We start from the raw sequence: 15,661 nt of genomic DNA, 5'->3' as shown, positions 1-15,661 counted from the left end.
ACAAATAAAAAAGCGCCCTCATTTTGTTGAGGGCGCTTTTAGGTAAAAGAAAAATTATTTATCGAGAGACAAACCTATCTGACTGATTTTGCTTTCAAACTCTTCGATGCTGTTCGCTTTGTAAGTCGGAGCACCGTTAAAGTAGCGCGGTTTCTCTGGCAGCATCGCATTTTTCAGCTCTTGTTCTTGATCGATATTGTCATGGTAAACCGTTACACGATTTGGAATATCCTGCTTCATTACAGCCATTTGGGTTCTCCTTTATTAAGACGAATAGTAAGCGTAGAACGAATTTAACGGAGTACAGGCGAGACTGTGTAAAATTTAGACACTCACAGCAAAATCATATTTAAACAGTTGCATTTAATATTTTTGAGGCACTTTGTCGTGGCTATTGGCAAACGTAAGTACAGCGATTAAGGTGAGATTTCTCTACATGAAGACAGGAAGTCCGGTGTCACAACAAGAACTCAACCAAATGGGCAGTGCCAAAGTTTTTCTCATCGAAAAAGATGGAGTCCAAGTAATAGAAAAACGTAACCCTACTCAAATAGAGGTGGCGTTTTATCAACGCTATGCCGAGCAGTTTAACGCGCTTGGAATACACGTACCGCGCTTGATTCAATTCGACGACCAGAAAAACGTTCTGCACATTGAATACGTTCCCCACGCAGTCGATCAAGCATTCTTGCTTGAAGATGATCGAGTCATTGAACAACTCGTCAAACTGCACCAACTTCCACCAACATCAGATGGTATTTATCACCGCCACCAGTGGACACCACAAGCGACCCAACAAGCACTCACTACACTTGAACTGGGCTCAGAGACAGAACAGTTCTTCCACAACCTCCAACAACGATCGGCGCACCTTTTCGATGGACAGAACTTGATCTCCGGAGACTCGAATGCTGGAAACTGGGGACAGCGCGAAAATGGCGAGCTAGTGCTGTTCGACTGGGAGCGCTTTTCTACAGGGCATGTCGCGATAGATTTATCGCCGCTCATCGAAGGCATGGGCACATTTGATGATTACTTGAAGGTGGCAGGCAGGTATATAAAGTGCGCCGAGAAAGGTGAAACAACAGAATTGGCGCGCGATATCGGATTAGCAAAAGCGTGGATCGTCGTCGAGGTAGTCAACATACTGGTCTCCAGAAAAAATCCGCAGACCAGCAAATATTTGGACTGGTTTCGACAAACCTTGCCGCAATGGGCCAAAAGCCTTAGCGCTCAGGTGATGAGTTAGGCTCTGAGATTTGATACAAGTGACGCTCAGGCTCTGCGCACGTGGTTTCGCAGTTGCATACTTTATCAACACCAACGTTGTTTAAACCGCCGCAACTTCCTTGAATACGCTTGTTATGAAAGATAGCCCCAAGCGACATCAGCAAAATAATCGCGAGAAAACCAAGAAAGGTAAACAACCAAACCATACTAACCTGCCTTTTTAATCGACGCCTTTACGCTAAGTATAGCTGGGCTCGATTTTGCGGCGAATAATGCAGCAGCCTGTTTTGGGCGTGCTAGCAACGAGGGTTTGGCTTTTTTACCGCCGCAGCCACATGATCCGCATCCACCTTTTTTCTGATGATTGGTTGATGGACGACCTTGCGATGCGTCTGTCAGTGGCTCTCTCGGAACGGCAAGTACATCTTCCAATGAGCTGCGCGTTGAAAGTCTGAACACTTGTTTGCCACTGTGCAAAAGCTTTTCTAATGCGCGCTCACCGATGTTGCGCACCAGCACAGCTTCTACATTGTAGTCTTGTAAAGATTGGATAAGCTGGGACTTCGCTTTGCAGCCAGCTTGGGGCATTGCAGCGATGTTTGCTAGGTTTTTAAGCATTCCGTCAGTATCAGAATAAATAGCGATGTAAGGCGCTTTGACAAAATGGTTTGCCACCCGCTCACCATCATTAGGAATAGCATAAATCATAAGTTTGACTCCTCATTCGGAAAAACTAATGCATGACCTTCAACTAAACTTTTTGCGACCTTGAACCGCGCACTTTTTACTGTGTTGCCAAAAGTTTGTCTAGATATGCCCATTTGATCTGCGGCTTGTTGTTGGCTGAGTCCCTCTAAATCAGCCAAGCGCAGTGCTTCAAGTTCTTCTGGCAATATGGCGACTTGCTCCAACTGATGGAATGGCACGCCATTGGGCTTGAAACAATGGTGCGCCGCACGGCCGCATATTCTTCTTTCTATTTTTGGTCTTGCCATTATCGTCCCTCTCAAACACTGTGCTACGTTACGCCCAAATTATGGCATATGCCAATAACATTTTTGGCATATGCTAATAATCTAAGTTTGCAAAAATCGTATTTAATAAGATTCTGACAGTTTTCACACCACAACGAATCTCCAATTGCCACTTGCTTAAATCCAGCTCAATACTCAGCCCTACAATTCAAGCATTTACATGCGTTTGATGATTCTGACTACTTTGTCTCCAAGTCATGGCGCGACGCTTGGATAGCGCCAAAAACACCGGTTTTATTGACACAGATAGATCATTCTATTGCTTTGTTATGACGTAAACGTCGGAAACAGGGCTAATATTAACGGCATACAAAATCTTGATTTAAAGAGGGATAAAATGAAAAAGACAATGTTGGCGTTAACTGGTGCGGTAATTATTCTTGCAGGCTGTCAAGACGAGAAACCAGTAGAAACAAGTGCAGTTGAAACTCCTCAAGCAGTAGAAATGGAAGTCACTGACACTGAACTGCCTGTCGATGCAGTACCAGTGGAAGAAGAACAAGTGATCACCACAGAAACGTTTGTAGACTCAGAGCACAGCGCGAAAAACGCGCTAGATTGGAATGGCGTTTACAAAGGCACACTACCATGTGCTGATTGCGCAGGCATCGACGTGACTCTGACGCTAAATCAAGATGGCAGCTACGTGCTTGAGCAAAACTACCAAGACAAAGAAGATGGCAAGTTCAAATCAGAAGGCCACTTCACTTGGGATGAAAACGGCAGCATCGTAACGCTGACCGACGAAGACGCACCAAACCAATACTTCGTAGGCGAGAACATGCTTATGATGCTAGACATGAACGGTGAGAAAGCAACTGGCGAATTAGCTTCGTTTTACAACCTAACAAAGCAGCAATAATCGTCACTCTGACCTGATAGATGTTGAAAACCGAGCCTCCCCAAGCTCGGTTTTTTTGTTCTCCCCAACCATACTGTTTTGTCATTACGCAAAAAGCGAAATCACCGAAAGCCATACATTTCCATACGCTTTGCTGATAGAGGCTTACAACACCATTTTGTACACTGTTCAAAATAAAATAAACGGTACAGGAAATACAAATGAACAAGACACTTATTGCACTACTAACTTTGGCAGCAGCTGGCACCGCAACGGCAGGTGACACATACATCCGTAACGGCAACATCTACAACAACCAAGGTGGTTGGGTTGCGGAAGTGGGCGTAGCTCAAGGTAGTGATCTATTTAAAGATCAAAAACACAATACTGCACCAATCCTAAACGGTGGTTACCACGGTGAAGACTTCAACGCAGATTTGGGCGGCATCAACTACCGCTTCTTGGGTGAAACCAACGATCTGATCAACATGAGCGCATACGTGGTAGGCAGCGGCATTATTCGTGATGGCGATGTAGCAAAGAGCTTGAAAGGCACACAAAAACGTCGTTTAGCAGTTGATTTAGGTCTAAATACCGATTTCACTCTAGATGAGCACAACGTCATCTCGACATACCTACAACACGACATCAGCGGCGCATACAAAGGTTACTTAGCGGGCGCGACGTACTTCCACATCATGAACTTCGGTAGTGTTGATTTTGTTCCTTTTGCTAACCTAACTTATCAAAGTGAAGACTACGTAGATTACTACTTTGGCATCAAAGATCGTGAAGCGACGGCAAACCGCAAAGCATACAAAGGTGATGCAACTGTAAGCTACGGTCTGGGCTACAAGCTGGTTATGCCAATTAATGACAACTGGCAAATCAACCAAACGACTCAATACACTCGCCTAGGCAGTGGTATCAGTGATTCATCTGTTGTAGACAGCGCAAACCAATGGGTTGTTGGCGCAAGCGTGTCTTACAACTTCTAACTCAGATTTTAATTTAAAATCTAAAAAAGCCATCGTATTGATGGCTTTTTGCTTTCTAGAATATGATGATGCGATTGGCATCAAACGGGCTAACTACTGTGAGCAATCCAAAGTCGGTGTAAGTCGCTGTAGCCCGTATTCTTAACTTGCACGCCCCGAACTTGTTGAGTTTTTGTCACTTCTTCGTAGCCAATGAACAAAGGCAAATAGACATATTGCGCGCGCAGCGCTTCTTCAATACCCAGCAAATGAGAAATCGGTTGTTCATAAGCAATGGCTTCTTGAAGCTGCTCGCGGTGACGCTCCATCTGGTTTTGTTCGAAACTAAAACGTAAACCAGTCGCCACCGATAGCCATTCAAATACCCCATATTCAAATGGCGCTTCCATGACCTCTTCAATGAACAATAAATCCGCCAAGTGTGAAACTGACTCGGGAAAACTAATGTCTTCCACTTTGATGACCTCTAACTCTAGCCCCGTGCTACGAATCACCTCATGCAACCATTCAGAATGGCGCATCAGGTTCGGGATAGTCCATATCGGTTCAGCAAGCACGACTTTGCCTTGTAGCGTTGGCGCTGTCTCAGCGCTACAACCTAGCTCAAGAGGCGATAACTGAATACTGTCGACAGCACTTTGTGGCTCATGGTGCCGCTTTTGCTGATTAATATAGTTGGCAAGCTGGCGCCACTCTTGTTTCGTCAGTTGCGAATCTCGCCTCTCACGATAGGTGAGATAGGAAAGTGCGCTGATTTTTTCAATCTCAACATGATCCGAGACTTGATTGAAACTCAGCATATTCAAGTTTTGAACATCACCGTGAGAAAGCGTAATTTGATCCAAAAGCGCGCGTGCAGAAAAATACTCTTTGTGCGCTTGCAGCGTGATGCTCTCTTTGTTCCAGCTGCTGATTCGAAATGGCCCAGTACCGATATGATATGAATAACCCGAGCCAAAAGAGGCCGTGTCTCGACACAATATTGAGGCATGTGGCGTGGCTAACATGTATGGAAAGAATTGGTTTGCGCGTTTGAGCACTATCTTCAAGCAGTTCGGTGTTTCGGCTGTAACGGTTTCAATGCATTGCCAGAGCTCATAAACCGGCCCTTTAATTTGCTTGAGTCTTTCTAAACTCCAAACCACATCGTCTATGCTCAGAAGCTCACCATCATGACGAAAAATGCCTGGCCTTAACCATAACGTCATGACGTTTTCTTCCATTTTCCATTCATGCGCTAAAGCGGGCTCAATGCCACCATTGGAGTTTTGTGTTAGCAGCCCATCATAAACACTTTTGACCACGTGTAATTCGGTATGACGGAAGGTCTCTGCGGGATCGATATTTGAAACCCACGGATAAGAAGAAATAAGAATGGCGTTTTTAGACTCATTCAGCTCGTTCACTTTTTCCGATGCAATCGTAAGCGAACGAACCGCCGTTTGGCCGAACCAATCGATAAGCTTTGTTATCGAATTCATTCTGCCTCTGGCAAGCTCTTCCACCAAAAACTCGGTCATCGCTTGTTGCAAAGTAATGGTGATACTCAAGCGGCTTGGGTTGCTTCGCCCAATCGCCGGTTGCCAATCCACCCAACCGTAAGCCGCCAGCTTTTTCATCACAATGGAAACGTTACGTCTGGACGTGCAAATCACAGATTCGAGTTCGCTAAGCGTCACTAAATGATGCTTATGCGGTTCAAAATGTTTGAGCAGAAAATCTAAATATCTAAGATTTACATCGTTCACAGTGCTTCCTGAGCGTTTTTCTAAAAACCAAAAATAACACAGGAAGCTTAGTGACCAAACTTCCTGTGTCATATCTATATGAATTCAAACTGAGGGCTTAACTGAACAAACAACAGCACACCGCTTGGGTTAAGCCCAAAGAACTTGAATAAAAATGCTTAGAAACGGTAGCTCATACCGACAGAGAACGCGCTGATTTCTGCTTCAACGGTGACTTTTTCACTGCCTAGTTTCGCTACGTCTAACTCAGGTTTCATGTATTCCCATTCAACCTGTAGTGCTAGATTTTTTGTGATCGCGAACTCAGCACCTAAGCCGTAAAGTCCGGTTACTGTCGTTTCAGAAAACGTCGTGTGGCCTTCGTCACCAGTTAGCACAGAATTGCTTACTTTAAATTCCGCGTTGAAGTAAGAAAGGCCCGCTTTCGCGAAAAGATTGAAACGGTCACCAATTGGCAGCGTTAATTTAGGTTGGATAGCCAAAAACTTCATATCACCAACGGTAACGACAGAGCCGTCCAGAGCGTCATAACCACCGATCGCACCTTCAAGAGAGATGTACTCGTTGAATGTGTAACCACCAAAAACTTTGCCAGACAGACTTTCGTTGTCTTTAACTTCAAGTTTCTCGCTTGCGTTGTAGGTATTTGATTTGATTGAACCACTGATATCATCAAACGTTGCTTTACCGATCGATGCACCAATGTAAGGAGCGGCGTTTGCCATAGAACAAGTTGCTAGAAGGGCTGCTGTTAGCCATGTTTTCTTTAACATTGTATTTCACTGCCTGTTTTATTATTGAGTTTGTGTATCGCCCTTCCTTAAGCATGTCGCGTTATCCATCTCGCTTGGCGTTAAACCGAGCGAGATGTTAGTGAATAAAAACTCAATAAAACACGAAATAATTAGACACAACTTTTCTATTTTCCTTCTTAATTAAGAATATTTAATCTTAATTACAGACACTGCTGCTTTAACCAGTTGGTCAGTTTGACGATCTCGGCCTGCTTTGCTCGGTTCTTCTTGTGCACAAAATAAAAACTGTCGCCGGTTTCTAAACCATGAGATGGAATGTAAACCAAGTCTTGTGCTTTATCTCGCTCGTTCAACATGAAGTCATTGGCAAACGCGATGCCTTGATCGTACCTTGCAGCCTCGATCGCCAAGAGCATGTGGCTAAAATGCTGGACATCGACATCATTTGGTAACGTGTAACCACCCGCTTTGCACCATTCGGCCCAATCTTTCCCTCGTTCACGATAAATAGAATCTGTAGAGAGAATGGGATATTGCCACAGTGCGTCGGGGATAGATTGGTCTTGGATTTCTTTCCAAATTTTATGGCTACAAACTGGGTACAGCGTTTCAGCATAAAGCTTAACCGCCATATAGTTTCGTTTCGGTTTTTGCACAGTAATAAAGCAGTCGCCCACGCTGTCCGTTTGCTCTGGATCGCCCGCGACCATATTGAGTGTTAGGTCGATTTCAGGATACAAGCGCTTAAAGTCTGCCAAACGTGGGATCAACCACTTCACCGCCAACGAGCTGTAAATCGCTAGGCGAATACTGCCTTTATCCCCTTCTCGCACCTTTTGGCTCGCCATCGCAATTGAGCTAATAGCCGGGCTGATGTCTTCTAAATACCGCGCGCCCGTATCCGATAGTGAAAGCTTGCGACCTTGGCGAATAAAAAGCGATTCGCCCAAATAATCTTCAAGTAAGCGAATCTGATGGCTCACCGCACTTTGCGTCACATTAAGCTCCTCGGCAGCAAGAGAGAAACTCAGATTTCTCGCAACAACTTCAAAACAGTGAACCGCTCGCAATGGTGGCAATTTCATTATCTAAAAATCTCATACTTAAACTAATAAATATCACTTCACTTCATCCTATGACATCACCTAATCTTTGGCAAAGAATGAGGAGAAAAATGTGAAAGTCACATCTGTCGGGGCAGCAATGCTGCTATTAATTGTCGGGAATCTTATTGCGGTGCTTTCGGACTCTTTGATCAAAAGTGTCGCGAATGAAGTGCCGATGTTTCAGTTTGTCTTTTTTCGACAAATATCAGCGGTTATGTTCCTCCTTCCTGTCTGTTTGTTAGCAAAACAAACCAACTTTATGGAAGGATTTAAATGGCATGCGGTTCGTGCTCACGTGTGGCTGTTGGGTGCTGTATTTATGGTCATGGCGATCTCATCTTTGCCGCTCGCAACTGCGAACGCGATCTTTTATGCCGCGCCATTGATCATGCTCCCTCTCGCTGCGATTTTTTTCGGTGAACAGCTATCTAAACAATCGGTCGCTGCGGCGGTAATGGGATTTGCAGGGGTCTTGGTGATTATTCGCCCGGATCAAATTGATTGGGCAGCAATCTCAGCGTTTGTGGTCGCGTTAACGTTAGCCGTTAACAATCTGTTGATTCGTAAGTTGCCAAAAAACCAATCAGTGATGCAAACCTTGCTGATGACCAACTTGGCCGGTATTCCGGTTGCGTTGCTGTTGGTGCTCATAGAGGATCAGCCTTGGCAATGGGACGCGTTCCCTGTCGCGGCAGGGTCAAGTTTGTTCATTATGATCTATGCGGCGACTTGTGTACTGGCGTACCGTTCTATCGATAGCAACAAAATCGCGAGTGCAGAATACAGCGGTTTGATTGGTGCGGTTGTCGTTGGCTTTATTTGGTTTGGTGAAATACCAGATATTTTCATGGCCATCGGTACGGTGATGATCGTGGTGCCACTGATCTGGCTATCGAAACGCGAGCGTCGCAAGCAGAAAGAACATGCTCAGCTTCAGGCTCAAAAGGAGCACGAGCAGCAAGTACATATCGTTTCGTAAGACCTAAAAACTATACGATGAATGCAAAAAAGCCCTTTCGTCTATCAGACCAAAGGGCTTGTCTTTATCACTCAATTCAAACGTAAATTATTGTGGCAGAACCACTTTGCCATCTTGAATTGGGAAAGTTTTCGTCGCAGGTTTGCTTGCCATACGAATTGTGGTTGGTGCACCAGCCACTTCATACGTTACGTCGTAACCTACCACCTTCTCAGAAGTCGTGTATTCGGTGTGACACTGCTTCTTCGTGGTCGTAATTACATCGCCCTTCTGCACATTTTCTTGAATCTTACGACCCGTCAATGCACCTGCGATCGTGCCTGCTGCGGTTGCGATGACTTTACCAGAGCCACCACCAATTTGGTTGCCTAGTGCTGCACCAGCTGCCGCGCCGCCTACCGTACCGATGATTTTGTTGTCATCTGTTGGCTCAACTTGCTGAGTCACTACCACGTCTTTACATACTTGGTGAGGATTTTTCACAGTTTCAGTGACCGCTTCCACCAAAGTAATGTTTGCTTGAGTTGGCGCTGGTGGCGTTTTGTCTTTACAGCCAGCTAGTACAGCAACAACTGCCGTTGCAATTGCGATAGATTTCATATTCATGATTTACATCCCAGTATGGTTTGCTTTGATGAACGGTATAGTAAATCGCGAAGAGAAATTCACATCAGGCGAAAACAAAGCCTCTGTCATTACGGAGTAAAAAAACGGTGTTTTATAAATAGAGCGTCAGAACAATCTCAGCGAGAGGTTAATTGAGGCCAATTCACATCACTGAGGTTTATTGTTTTGCGTTATTCACTGTGGGAGGTGATGGTTTGCACTTGGGCAAAACCATCACTAAAGACATTTGAGTTACGCCAAACTCAAAAACAGCTCGTCGTCAGTGAGGTACTTGTGACGATGGCTCACATTGCGAACATGCATGAACATAAAATCCGGAAAACCAGGAGCGATGATGTTGTTTGGTTCCCAGCACACACCGCCGACAAATACGTAGCGGCCTTGCTTCTCTTCATCATGCAGTTGATTGTTAACAACTGAAGATAACTCGGCGCGGCACCCTTCTACCACACAGACGATTTGGCCTTTAAACAAGCCAATGACACGTCGCACGAGGTTCGCTTTAATACCGCATTTCCAGGCTTGGCGTGTTGCCATCTCATAGCCGTGTTTTCTTATCGCTTTCTTTTGCAAATGTACAACTAAATTCATTTTTGACTCCTGATTCAAGCTATTACGTGAAGCCCAAAGTCATGAAAAAGCAGATAAACGCATAGATAAACTATGTGATCAGGCTAAGTGAGTGCTCTGCGAAAGAACACTTTCCACAATGCCGCAACGTTGGGAGTATCTATCAATCATAGTCTCTAGCGACGCAAAAAACGCAAGGGAGCAAAGATTGATATAAGACTTACTATAACGAAATCACCCTCTTCGTTTACCGATATAAATTTATCGAAACGATAGAGGGTGATTATCAAGAAAGGAGCTAAAAAGAGCGGTATTTACGCATCAATAAGGTAGTTCTTCCCTTCGCTTTCGAGGCGATCAATGAGCTTACGACATTCATTTAAATCAAGCGGTTGTTCAAAGCGACGTTTAAGATTCATCAAAAAGAAAATGTCTTCACACATTGCCTTTTCTGGCTCGTCACTGATCTTGGCGACTGGAGAGCCATTACAAGTCACCATTTTAATCACGATGGAAAGCGGCTGATATGCCTCGCCTTGATCGTTAACGTAATTACCCATGTCATTTGCCAGCGACGTACCGATACCGAAGCTCACTTGCACACGGCCTTGGAAATGCTCACAAATGTCTAGCGCTTGCTCGAAGTTCAAACCATCCGTAAAGACTAGGGTCTTCGTCATCGGGTCGATGCCAAGCGACTCATAGTGCGCAATCATCTTTTCGCCCCAAGTGAATGGGCAACCGCTGTCGTGACGAACGCCAACGTACGCATTACTCAACTCTTCATCGAAGTCTTTGAGAAATGCGTCGATGCCGATGGTATCCGTCAGTGCGATACCCAGTGCGCCATTGAACATTTTTTGCCAACGTTGCAGGGCAATTTTCTGCGAATCACGCACGTTTACTAACGCTTGATGGCCCATAAACCACTCGTGAGCAACCGTGCCAATTGGGGTAAGATCTAACTCTCTCGCCAAATGGTAGTTACTGGTTCCCGTCAAGCATTGTGGCAATTCCTTGCTTAAGTACTCCAACATGGTGCGCTGCGCTTGAAAAGAGAAACGGCGACGCGTCGACATATCTGCGAATTTGAAGTTAGTAATGTTGCGACGTTCTAGTTCGGCTTTCAAATAGCGAACTTTGTCTTCCAATACGGTTTGGAACTGCTCGAACGGGATATCTGACCAACGTTGACGGCTGCGAACTTCCGACACAATGCTCATGATGATGGTTTCGTACAGAATGGTTTCCTTCCACAAGCCATTGATTGTAATGCGTAGCTGGCTTGAGCCATCCGACATGGTTTTGTTATGGAAAGAGACATCGCTTTGCGGGTTAAAACGGAAGTGACGTAACGCTTCGACAAACTCGGGCTTTAGGTACGGCGCAACGCGCTTCATGTACGCAATTTCATCTTCAGTAAAGCGAACATCTTGAAGTTTAAGAACTTCTGCCTTTACCTCTGGCAGCAATTCCGACAGATCTTCTTCGCTACGCACGATGAATTTGTACGACACCATCGCATCAGGATAAAGTGCGGCAACTGCACTCATCATGTTTACTTTGTACACATCAAAGTCCAATGCACTTTGAATGATGCGAGAAGAAAATAGTGTGGTCGTCATTCGGAGCCCTTCTACATGCCCTTCCGTGGGTATATAACTTTTTGTTACTAACTAATTTGCGTAAACAATAAACACCCATCTTTAGTTTGTCAACTTTTGTTACTAACCACTCTTTTTTATATGGTTTTTCCGTTTAAAAATTCAGCACTGATTGTGAATAAGTCAGATTTATAGGCATTGTTATGCTCAATCGATTTCGTTAACAGCGTCGACAATGTTTCTAACAACTCGTTACTTACCCATTGATTGACCACTTGTTATGCGCTAGATTACTTACAAATCAATATTAGGACCCAACCATGATCGTAACTGTCGACATTATTCCATTCAGGCTATCTGGCTGTGCCGATAAAGGATTGGAAGTGTTGCTGATTAAACGTTCAAATCCGAATCGGCCTTACCATGGTGTCTGGGCATTACCGGGCGGGTTTGTCTTTGATAAAGACTTGACCAGCGAAGGCGGACGTCCGGCAGATGAAAACTTTGAAGCGGCGCGCCGACGCATTTGCCGCGAGAAGATTCATACCTATCCTCGTCACTTCAGCGAAGCGTTTATCGACGGTGATCCTAAGCGCGATCCGGAAGATTGGAGCTTAAACATCACCCATTACGCATTAGTTGACCGCAACAACGTCGAGCAAATCAACAATGCTGGCGTGCCCGAGTGTCAGCTCAAATGGTTCCCATTGCAGGCGATCCTCAATGGGGAAGAAACCCTAGCTTTTGACCACCAAAAAACCATCGAAAAAGCATGGCAGAAACTGCGTGCTTCGATTGAGTACACATCAGTGCTGCTGTTCGCACTCGATAAAGAATTTTTGGTCGCTGACATCATTTCTGCATATCAAGAATTTGGCATCGACATCAGCCGCATGACCATAAAACGCCGTTTGATCGACTCAGGTGTGTTGAAGCCGACCAACAAAGTCGCGTCCACCAACAAAGGCAAAGGCGGTAAGCCAGCCATGGTGTACACGCTGACAAGCGATGAAGTGACCTTTTTTCAAAACTGTTTGCGTGGCTAAACGCAAACAATCAGACAGACAAGGAGTCTGCCATGACTGTTCGAGTTAACTATCAAACTACAGCCGTGATCGACGTTGATCCAGAGAAAGGCTTTAGTGAGCTTTGTCCAGATGAATTACCTGTAGCAGGCGCATTGGACATCGTGCCGGAGCTACTAAAAAACCATGCGAAAGGTCGCTTGAAGCTAGTAAGCCGTGACTTGCACCCACCAAAAGCCGCTTGGGATGCAGAAACGCCCGCGAACATGCTAGAGCCTGTTGGCTTGCCAAATGTCGACGTAAAATGGAATCGCCACTGTGTGCTTGGCACAACAGGCGTAGAGCTTCTGGATGGGTTACCTCCAGTGCTTGACTACGATTTCCAAGTCAATAAAGGGATGGATCCGGACGCACACCCTTACGGCATCTTCTTCCATGACGTGGCTGACACCAAAACTACGGGTGCAAATGAGTTTCTGAAATGCAATAAAATAGATACCGTCGTAGTTGGTGGATTAGCGCTCGATTTCTGCGTCAAGAAATCCGTTATGCAAGCGTTAGATCTCGGCTTTAAGGTGATTGTGAATCTGGCTGCAACTCGCGCCGTTCTGCCAGATACGGTCGACAGCGTGATCGCAGAGATGAAAGAAAAAGGTGCACTGTTTGTTAAAAATGCCGATGACATTATTGTTGAACGCTTCGCGTAATTAACCGGTTTCCTTGTATAAAAACGGCCCAGATTTCTGGGCCGTTTTTATTTGCTTATTTTGGGATCGCGTCTTACTCATCATTTGCTTGCTTGGCTTTTCTTGATCTGTTTTTGCTCTATTTATTCTGAAGAGATTTCAACACTTCCGACTGGCCATAAATCTCTGCAAACGTCTTTAAGTCGAGTCCTGCTTTGTTGCGCAAATCGCGCGAACATTCCGCTTGATACAAGTCTTTCGCTATACTAATTTCGCGCTTAATCAGCGCCCCCATCAGGGCCGTGTTACCACGCTTGTCTTGTAAACAGGCATTCGCTCCAGAGTCGAGCAGTAACCGTACCGTGTCTTTATTACCCTGATATGCCGCCACCATTAGCGCGGTGTAACTTTCATTGTTGCGCTGATCAATCGGGAAACCTTGCGATACAAAGGTTTCAACCACTTCATTGTTACCAATGCGCGCAGCATCAAAAAAGAGCTCTACTAAGGATTGATATTGAGTTTCGAGTTTGTCTTGAGAGGCAAACAAGCTAAAAGATAAACCCAAAGAAAATAGTACAGAGCTGAGCAAGAATACGTTTTTCATTCACCCATCCTCATTAAAAATGACAGAAAATGGCCTACGGGAGCCCTGATTTTCGGGCAGAAAAGAGCAGATACTTCTCCCGCAGGCCAAAACTTTACGCCTTACATCATCGCTTTATTTTTCACTTGCGAGAGATTGGTATCGGTCGCTTCAGCAAGACGCGAACCGTATTCTTTATCTGCACGATAGAAGTAGCTCACCATCGTCGCTTTGATGTCTTTATCCATTACCTTATTCAGGTCGCCCGCTAGGTTAGCAATCAGATCGCTTCTGTCTTGTTCATTCATGCTGCGGTACAATACGCCAGCTTGGTAAAAATCTCGTGGTTCACTGATCGCTTTTTGCTGAACCGTACCGACGAGCTTGGTTTCTACCGCTTTAAACTGATTGTCTTCAGCCAAGTTAAGCTTGCGGCTTGGTTCATAATTTACGTCCCCATTGCTCAGCTGCGCGTTATTGCTCAAACCATTTTGATTATGGTTACTAACAGACGTTAACGGACGGTTCACTGGCAGCTGGAACAAGTTCGCGCCTAAGCGGTAAAGCTGAGTGTCAGCGTACGCAAACACACGGCCTTGCAACAAACGGTCTTCCGATGGCTCAATACCTGGGATCAAGTTTGAAGGTGCGAATGCCGACTGTTCGGTGTCTAAAAAGAAGTTTTCCGGCAGACGATTAAGCGTCATTGTGCCCACTTTGCGATCCGGTACATTCAACCACACTTTGGTTGCATCAAGGCCGTTGTAATCTAACTTGCTTAACGCTTCTGGCGACAACACCTTCACGAACAGATCCCACTTAGGGTAGTTTCCACGACCAATTTCGGCATACAAATCATTCGTAAGGTGATTGAAGTCTTTACCCTGCATTTCCGTCACGTCATTAGGACGAAGACTCTTAATGCCTTGTTGGCTCTTCCATTGGAACTTCACATAGTTCACATCACCTTGTTGGTTGATCCACTTGTAAGCGTGAACGCCAAAGCCATCCATTGTGCGATAGCTCGCTGGCGTACCAAGATTGCTGTACACCCAAGTCAGCATGTGAGTCGCACTTGGTTCATGGCTAAAAAAGTCAAAGAATCGGTTTGGATCCTGAACATTGTTCACTGGTGACGGTTTCAGAGAGTGCACCATATCCGGAAACTTGATCGAATCGCGGATGAAGAACACAGGCAGGTTGTTCCCTACCAGATCCCAGTTGCCCTGTTCAGTATAAAATTTAGTGGCGAAACCTCGTGGATCACGCAGTGTCTCAGGTGATCCTTTTGAGTGAATAACGGTCGAAAAACGAACGAAAACAGGAGTTACCTTCCCCTTTTCAGTGAAAGGAGCGGATACCGTTAAATCACTAAAATCGCCAGACGCAACAAATTCACCGTGCGCACCCGTGCCACGAGCGTGTACAACTCGCTCAGGAATACGTTCTCTGGCAAAACGTTGCAATTTTTGGATCAGGTGAACGTCTTGCAGCAATACGCTGCCGTTTTCACCTGCTGTGATTGAATTTTGGTTGTCACCGACTGGTGCACCGTTATCTCTTGTCAGGGTTTGCGCCTGTAGAGATGTGCTGGCTAAGCCAACTGTAATTAATAAAAAGCTTTTTGACATCTGCATGGTTGCTCTCCAATGCGTGCTCACCATTTAGTCCATGAGTGGTAAATGGATATTCAAAAGCTCTTTTCTGCCCACGAAGAATATATCTTCAAAGATTCCATTTGTTTAATGGGAATTGGCGATAGATTTGATAGGGATAAACGATGAAAGTTTTCGTTTTTCATCTATTTAGATTAAAAAACAAACCAAAAGCATGAGAATCTCGTGGCGAGAGTGATTACACTGAATAAACATC

18 protein-coding genes are annotated in these 15,661 nt (G+C 45.1%); 6 read left to right on the top strand and 12 right to left on the bottom strand.

Annotation, left to right across the window (positions count from 1 at the left end):
• Positions 1–54: 54 nt before the first annotated feature.
• Positions 55–249, bottom strand: a complete 195-nt coding sequence (locus BIW15_RS17820; protein ID WP_005373920.1) for a hypothetical protein — start codon at positions 247–249, stop codon at positions 55–57.
• A gap of 187 nt (positions 250–436) precedes the next feature.
• Between BIW15_RS17820 and BIW15_RS17815 the strand changes: the two genes are divergently transcribed.
• On the top strand, positions 437–1,249 hold the full coding sequence (locus BIW15_RS17815; protein WP_179115299.1) for a phosphotransferase: 813 nt from the start codon (positions 437–439) through the stop codon (positions 1,247–1,249).
• Here the strand turns inward: BIW15_RS17815 and nqrM are convergent.
• The 3 genes from nqrM to BIW15_RS17800 are packed head-to-tail and all read right to left on the bottom strand — an operon-like array spanning position 1,227 to position 2,225.
• Positions 1,227–1,436, bottom strand: a complete 210-nt coding sequence (nqrM, locus tag BIW15_RS17810) for a (Na+)-NQR maturation NqrM (RefSeq protein WP_025576288.1) — start codon at positions 1,434–1,436, stop codon at positions 1,227–1,229. The genes BIW15_RS17815 and nqrM overlap by 23 nt on opposite strands.
• A gap of 1 nt (position 1,437) precedes the next feature.
• On the bottom strand, positions 1,438–1,938 hold the full coding sequence (locus tag BIW15_RS17805; protein ID WP_005479888.1) for a NifB/NifX family molybdenum-iron cluster-binding protein: 501 nt from the start codon (positions 1,936–1,938) through the stop codon (positions 1,438–1,440).
• Positions 1,935–2,225 (bottom strand): DUF134 domain-containing protein, encoded by a 291-nt coding sequence (locus tag BIW15_RS17800; RefSeq protein WP_005464150.1) that lies wholly within the window; start codon positions 2,223–2,225, stop codon positions 1,935–1,937. Before BIW15_RS17800 ends, BIW15_RS17805 begins: the two co-directional genes overlap by 4 nt.
• A 376-nt stretch (positions 2,226–2,601) precedes the next feature.
• Between BIW15_RS17800 and BIW15_RS17790 the strand changes: the two genes are divergently transcribed.
• Together BIW15_RS17790 and ompV are read left to right on the top strand one after the other, a co-directional pair.
• Entirely contained in the window at positions 2,602–3,126 is a 525-nt protein-coding gene (locus BIW15_RS17790) for a copper resistance protein NlpE (RefSeq protein ID WP_077281373.1), read from the top strand.
• A 200-nt stretch (positions 3,127–3,326) separates the two neighbouring features.
• Positions 3,327–4,103: an outer membrane protein OmpV gene (gene ompV / locus BIW15_RS17780; protein WP_005464165.1), complete on the top strand. Its 777-nt coding sequence runs from the start codon at positions 3,327–3,329 to the stop codon at positions 4,101–4,103.
• An 89-nt stretch (positions 4,104–4,192) separates the two neighbouring features.
• Here ompV and BIW15_RS17775 read toward each other — a convergent pair whose 3' ends face one another.
• The 3 genes from BIW15_RS17775 to BIW15_RS17765 form a co-directional block, all read right to left on the bottom strand.
• On the bottom strand, positions 4,193–5,851 hold the full coding sequence (locus BIW15_RS17775) for an ABC transporter substrate-binding protein (protein WP_164977246.1): 1,659 nt from the start codon (positions 5,849–5,851) through the stop codon (positions 4,193–4,195).
• A gap of 158 nt (positions 5,852–6,009) precedes the next feature.
• Complete coding sequence (locus BIW15_RS17770; protein ID WP_005464189.1) at positions 6,010–6,624, bottom strand: outer membrane beta-barrel protein; 615 nt, start codon at positions 6,622–6,624, stop codon at positions 6,010–6,012.
• Between the two features lie 182 nt (positions 6,625–6,806).
• Positions 6,807–7,691, bottom strand: coding sequence for a LysR family transcriptional regulator (locus tag BIW15_RS17765; RefSeq protein ID WP_005464181.1), 885 nt, complete (start codon positions 7,689–7,691; stop codon positions 6,807–6,809).
• A 91-nt stretch (positions 7,692–7,782) separates the two neighbouring features.
• Here BIW15_RS17765 and BIW15_RS17760 point away from each other — a divergent pair, with 91 nt between their 5' ends.
• Positions 7,783–8,691, top strand: coding sequence for a DMT family transporter (locus BIW15_RS17760; RefSeq protein WP_025442519.1), 909 nt, complete (start codon positions 7,783–7,785; stop codon positions 8,689–8,691).
• Positions 8,692–8,778: 87 nt separating this feature from the next.
• On the opposite strand, the gene BIW15_RS17755 is transcribed toward BIW15_RS17760, so the two are convergent.
• The 3 genes from BIW15_RS17755 to pncB form a co-directional block, all read right to left on the bottom strand.
• Complete coding sequence (locus tag BIW15_RS17755; protein ID WP_015312896.1) at positions 8,779–9,297, bottom strand: glycine zipper 2TM domain-containing protein; 519 nt, start codon at positions 9,295–9,297, stop codon at positions 8,779–8,781.
• A gap of 252 nt (positions 9,298–9,549) precedes the next feature.
• Positions 9,550–9,909, bottom strand: coding sequence for an acyl-CoA synthetase (locus BIW15_RS17750; RefSeq protein ID WP_077281370.1), 360 nt, complete (start codon positions 9,907–9,909; stop codon positions 9,550–9,552).
• Between the two features lie 293 nt (positions 9,910–10,202).
• Positions 10,203–11,513, bottom strand: coding sequence for a nicotinate phosphoribosyltransferase (gene pncB / locus BIW15_RS17745; protein ID WP_077281369.1), 1,311 nt, complete (start codon positions 11,511–11,513; stop codon positions 10,203–10,205).
• A gap of 299 nt (positions 11,514–11,812) precedes the next feature.
• Between pncB and BIW15_RS17740 the strand changes: the two genes are divergently transcribed.
• Positions 11,813–12,538 (top strand): NUDIX domain-containing protein, encoded by a 726-nt coding sequence (locus BIW15_RS17740; protein ID WP_005463941.1) that lies wholly within the window; start codon positions 11,813–11,815, stop codon positions 12,536–12,538.
• Positions 12,539–12,570: 32 nt separating this feature from the next.
• The gene (locus BIW15_RS17735; protein ID WP_005479858.1) at positions 12,571–13,224 is read left to right on the top strand and encodes a nicotinamidase; all 654 of its coding nucleotides are present in this window, start codon (positions 12,571–12,573) and stop codon (positions 13,222–13,224) included.
• A 118-nt stretch (positions 13,225–13,342) separates the two neighbouring features.
• Here BIW15_RS17735 and BIW15_RS17730 read toward each other — a convergent pair whose 3' ends face one another.
• Positions 13,343–13,810 (bottom strand): ankyrin repeat domain-containing protein, encoded by a 468-nt coding sequence (locus BIW15_RS17730; protein ID WP_077281368.1) that lies wholly within the window; start codon positions 13,808–13,810, stop codon positions 13,343–13,345.
• 101 nt (positions 13,811–13,911) lie between these two features.
• Entirely contained in the window at positions 13,912–15,426 is a 1,515-nt protein-coding gene (locus BIW15_RS17725) for a catalase (RefSeq protein WP_069550247.1), read from the bottom strand.
• Positions 15,427–15,661 lie beyond the last annotated feature (235 nt).

The organism is Vibrio sp. SALL6, from assembly GCF_002002385.1.
GTDB lineage: Bacteria > Pseudomonadota > Gammaproteobacteria > Enterobacterales > Vibrionaceae > Vibrio > Vibrio parahaemolyticus.
This window is presented reverse-complemented; position numbering and strand designations above follow the sequence as displayed.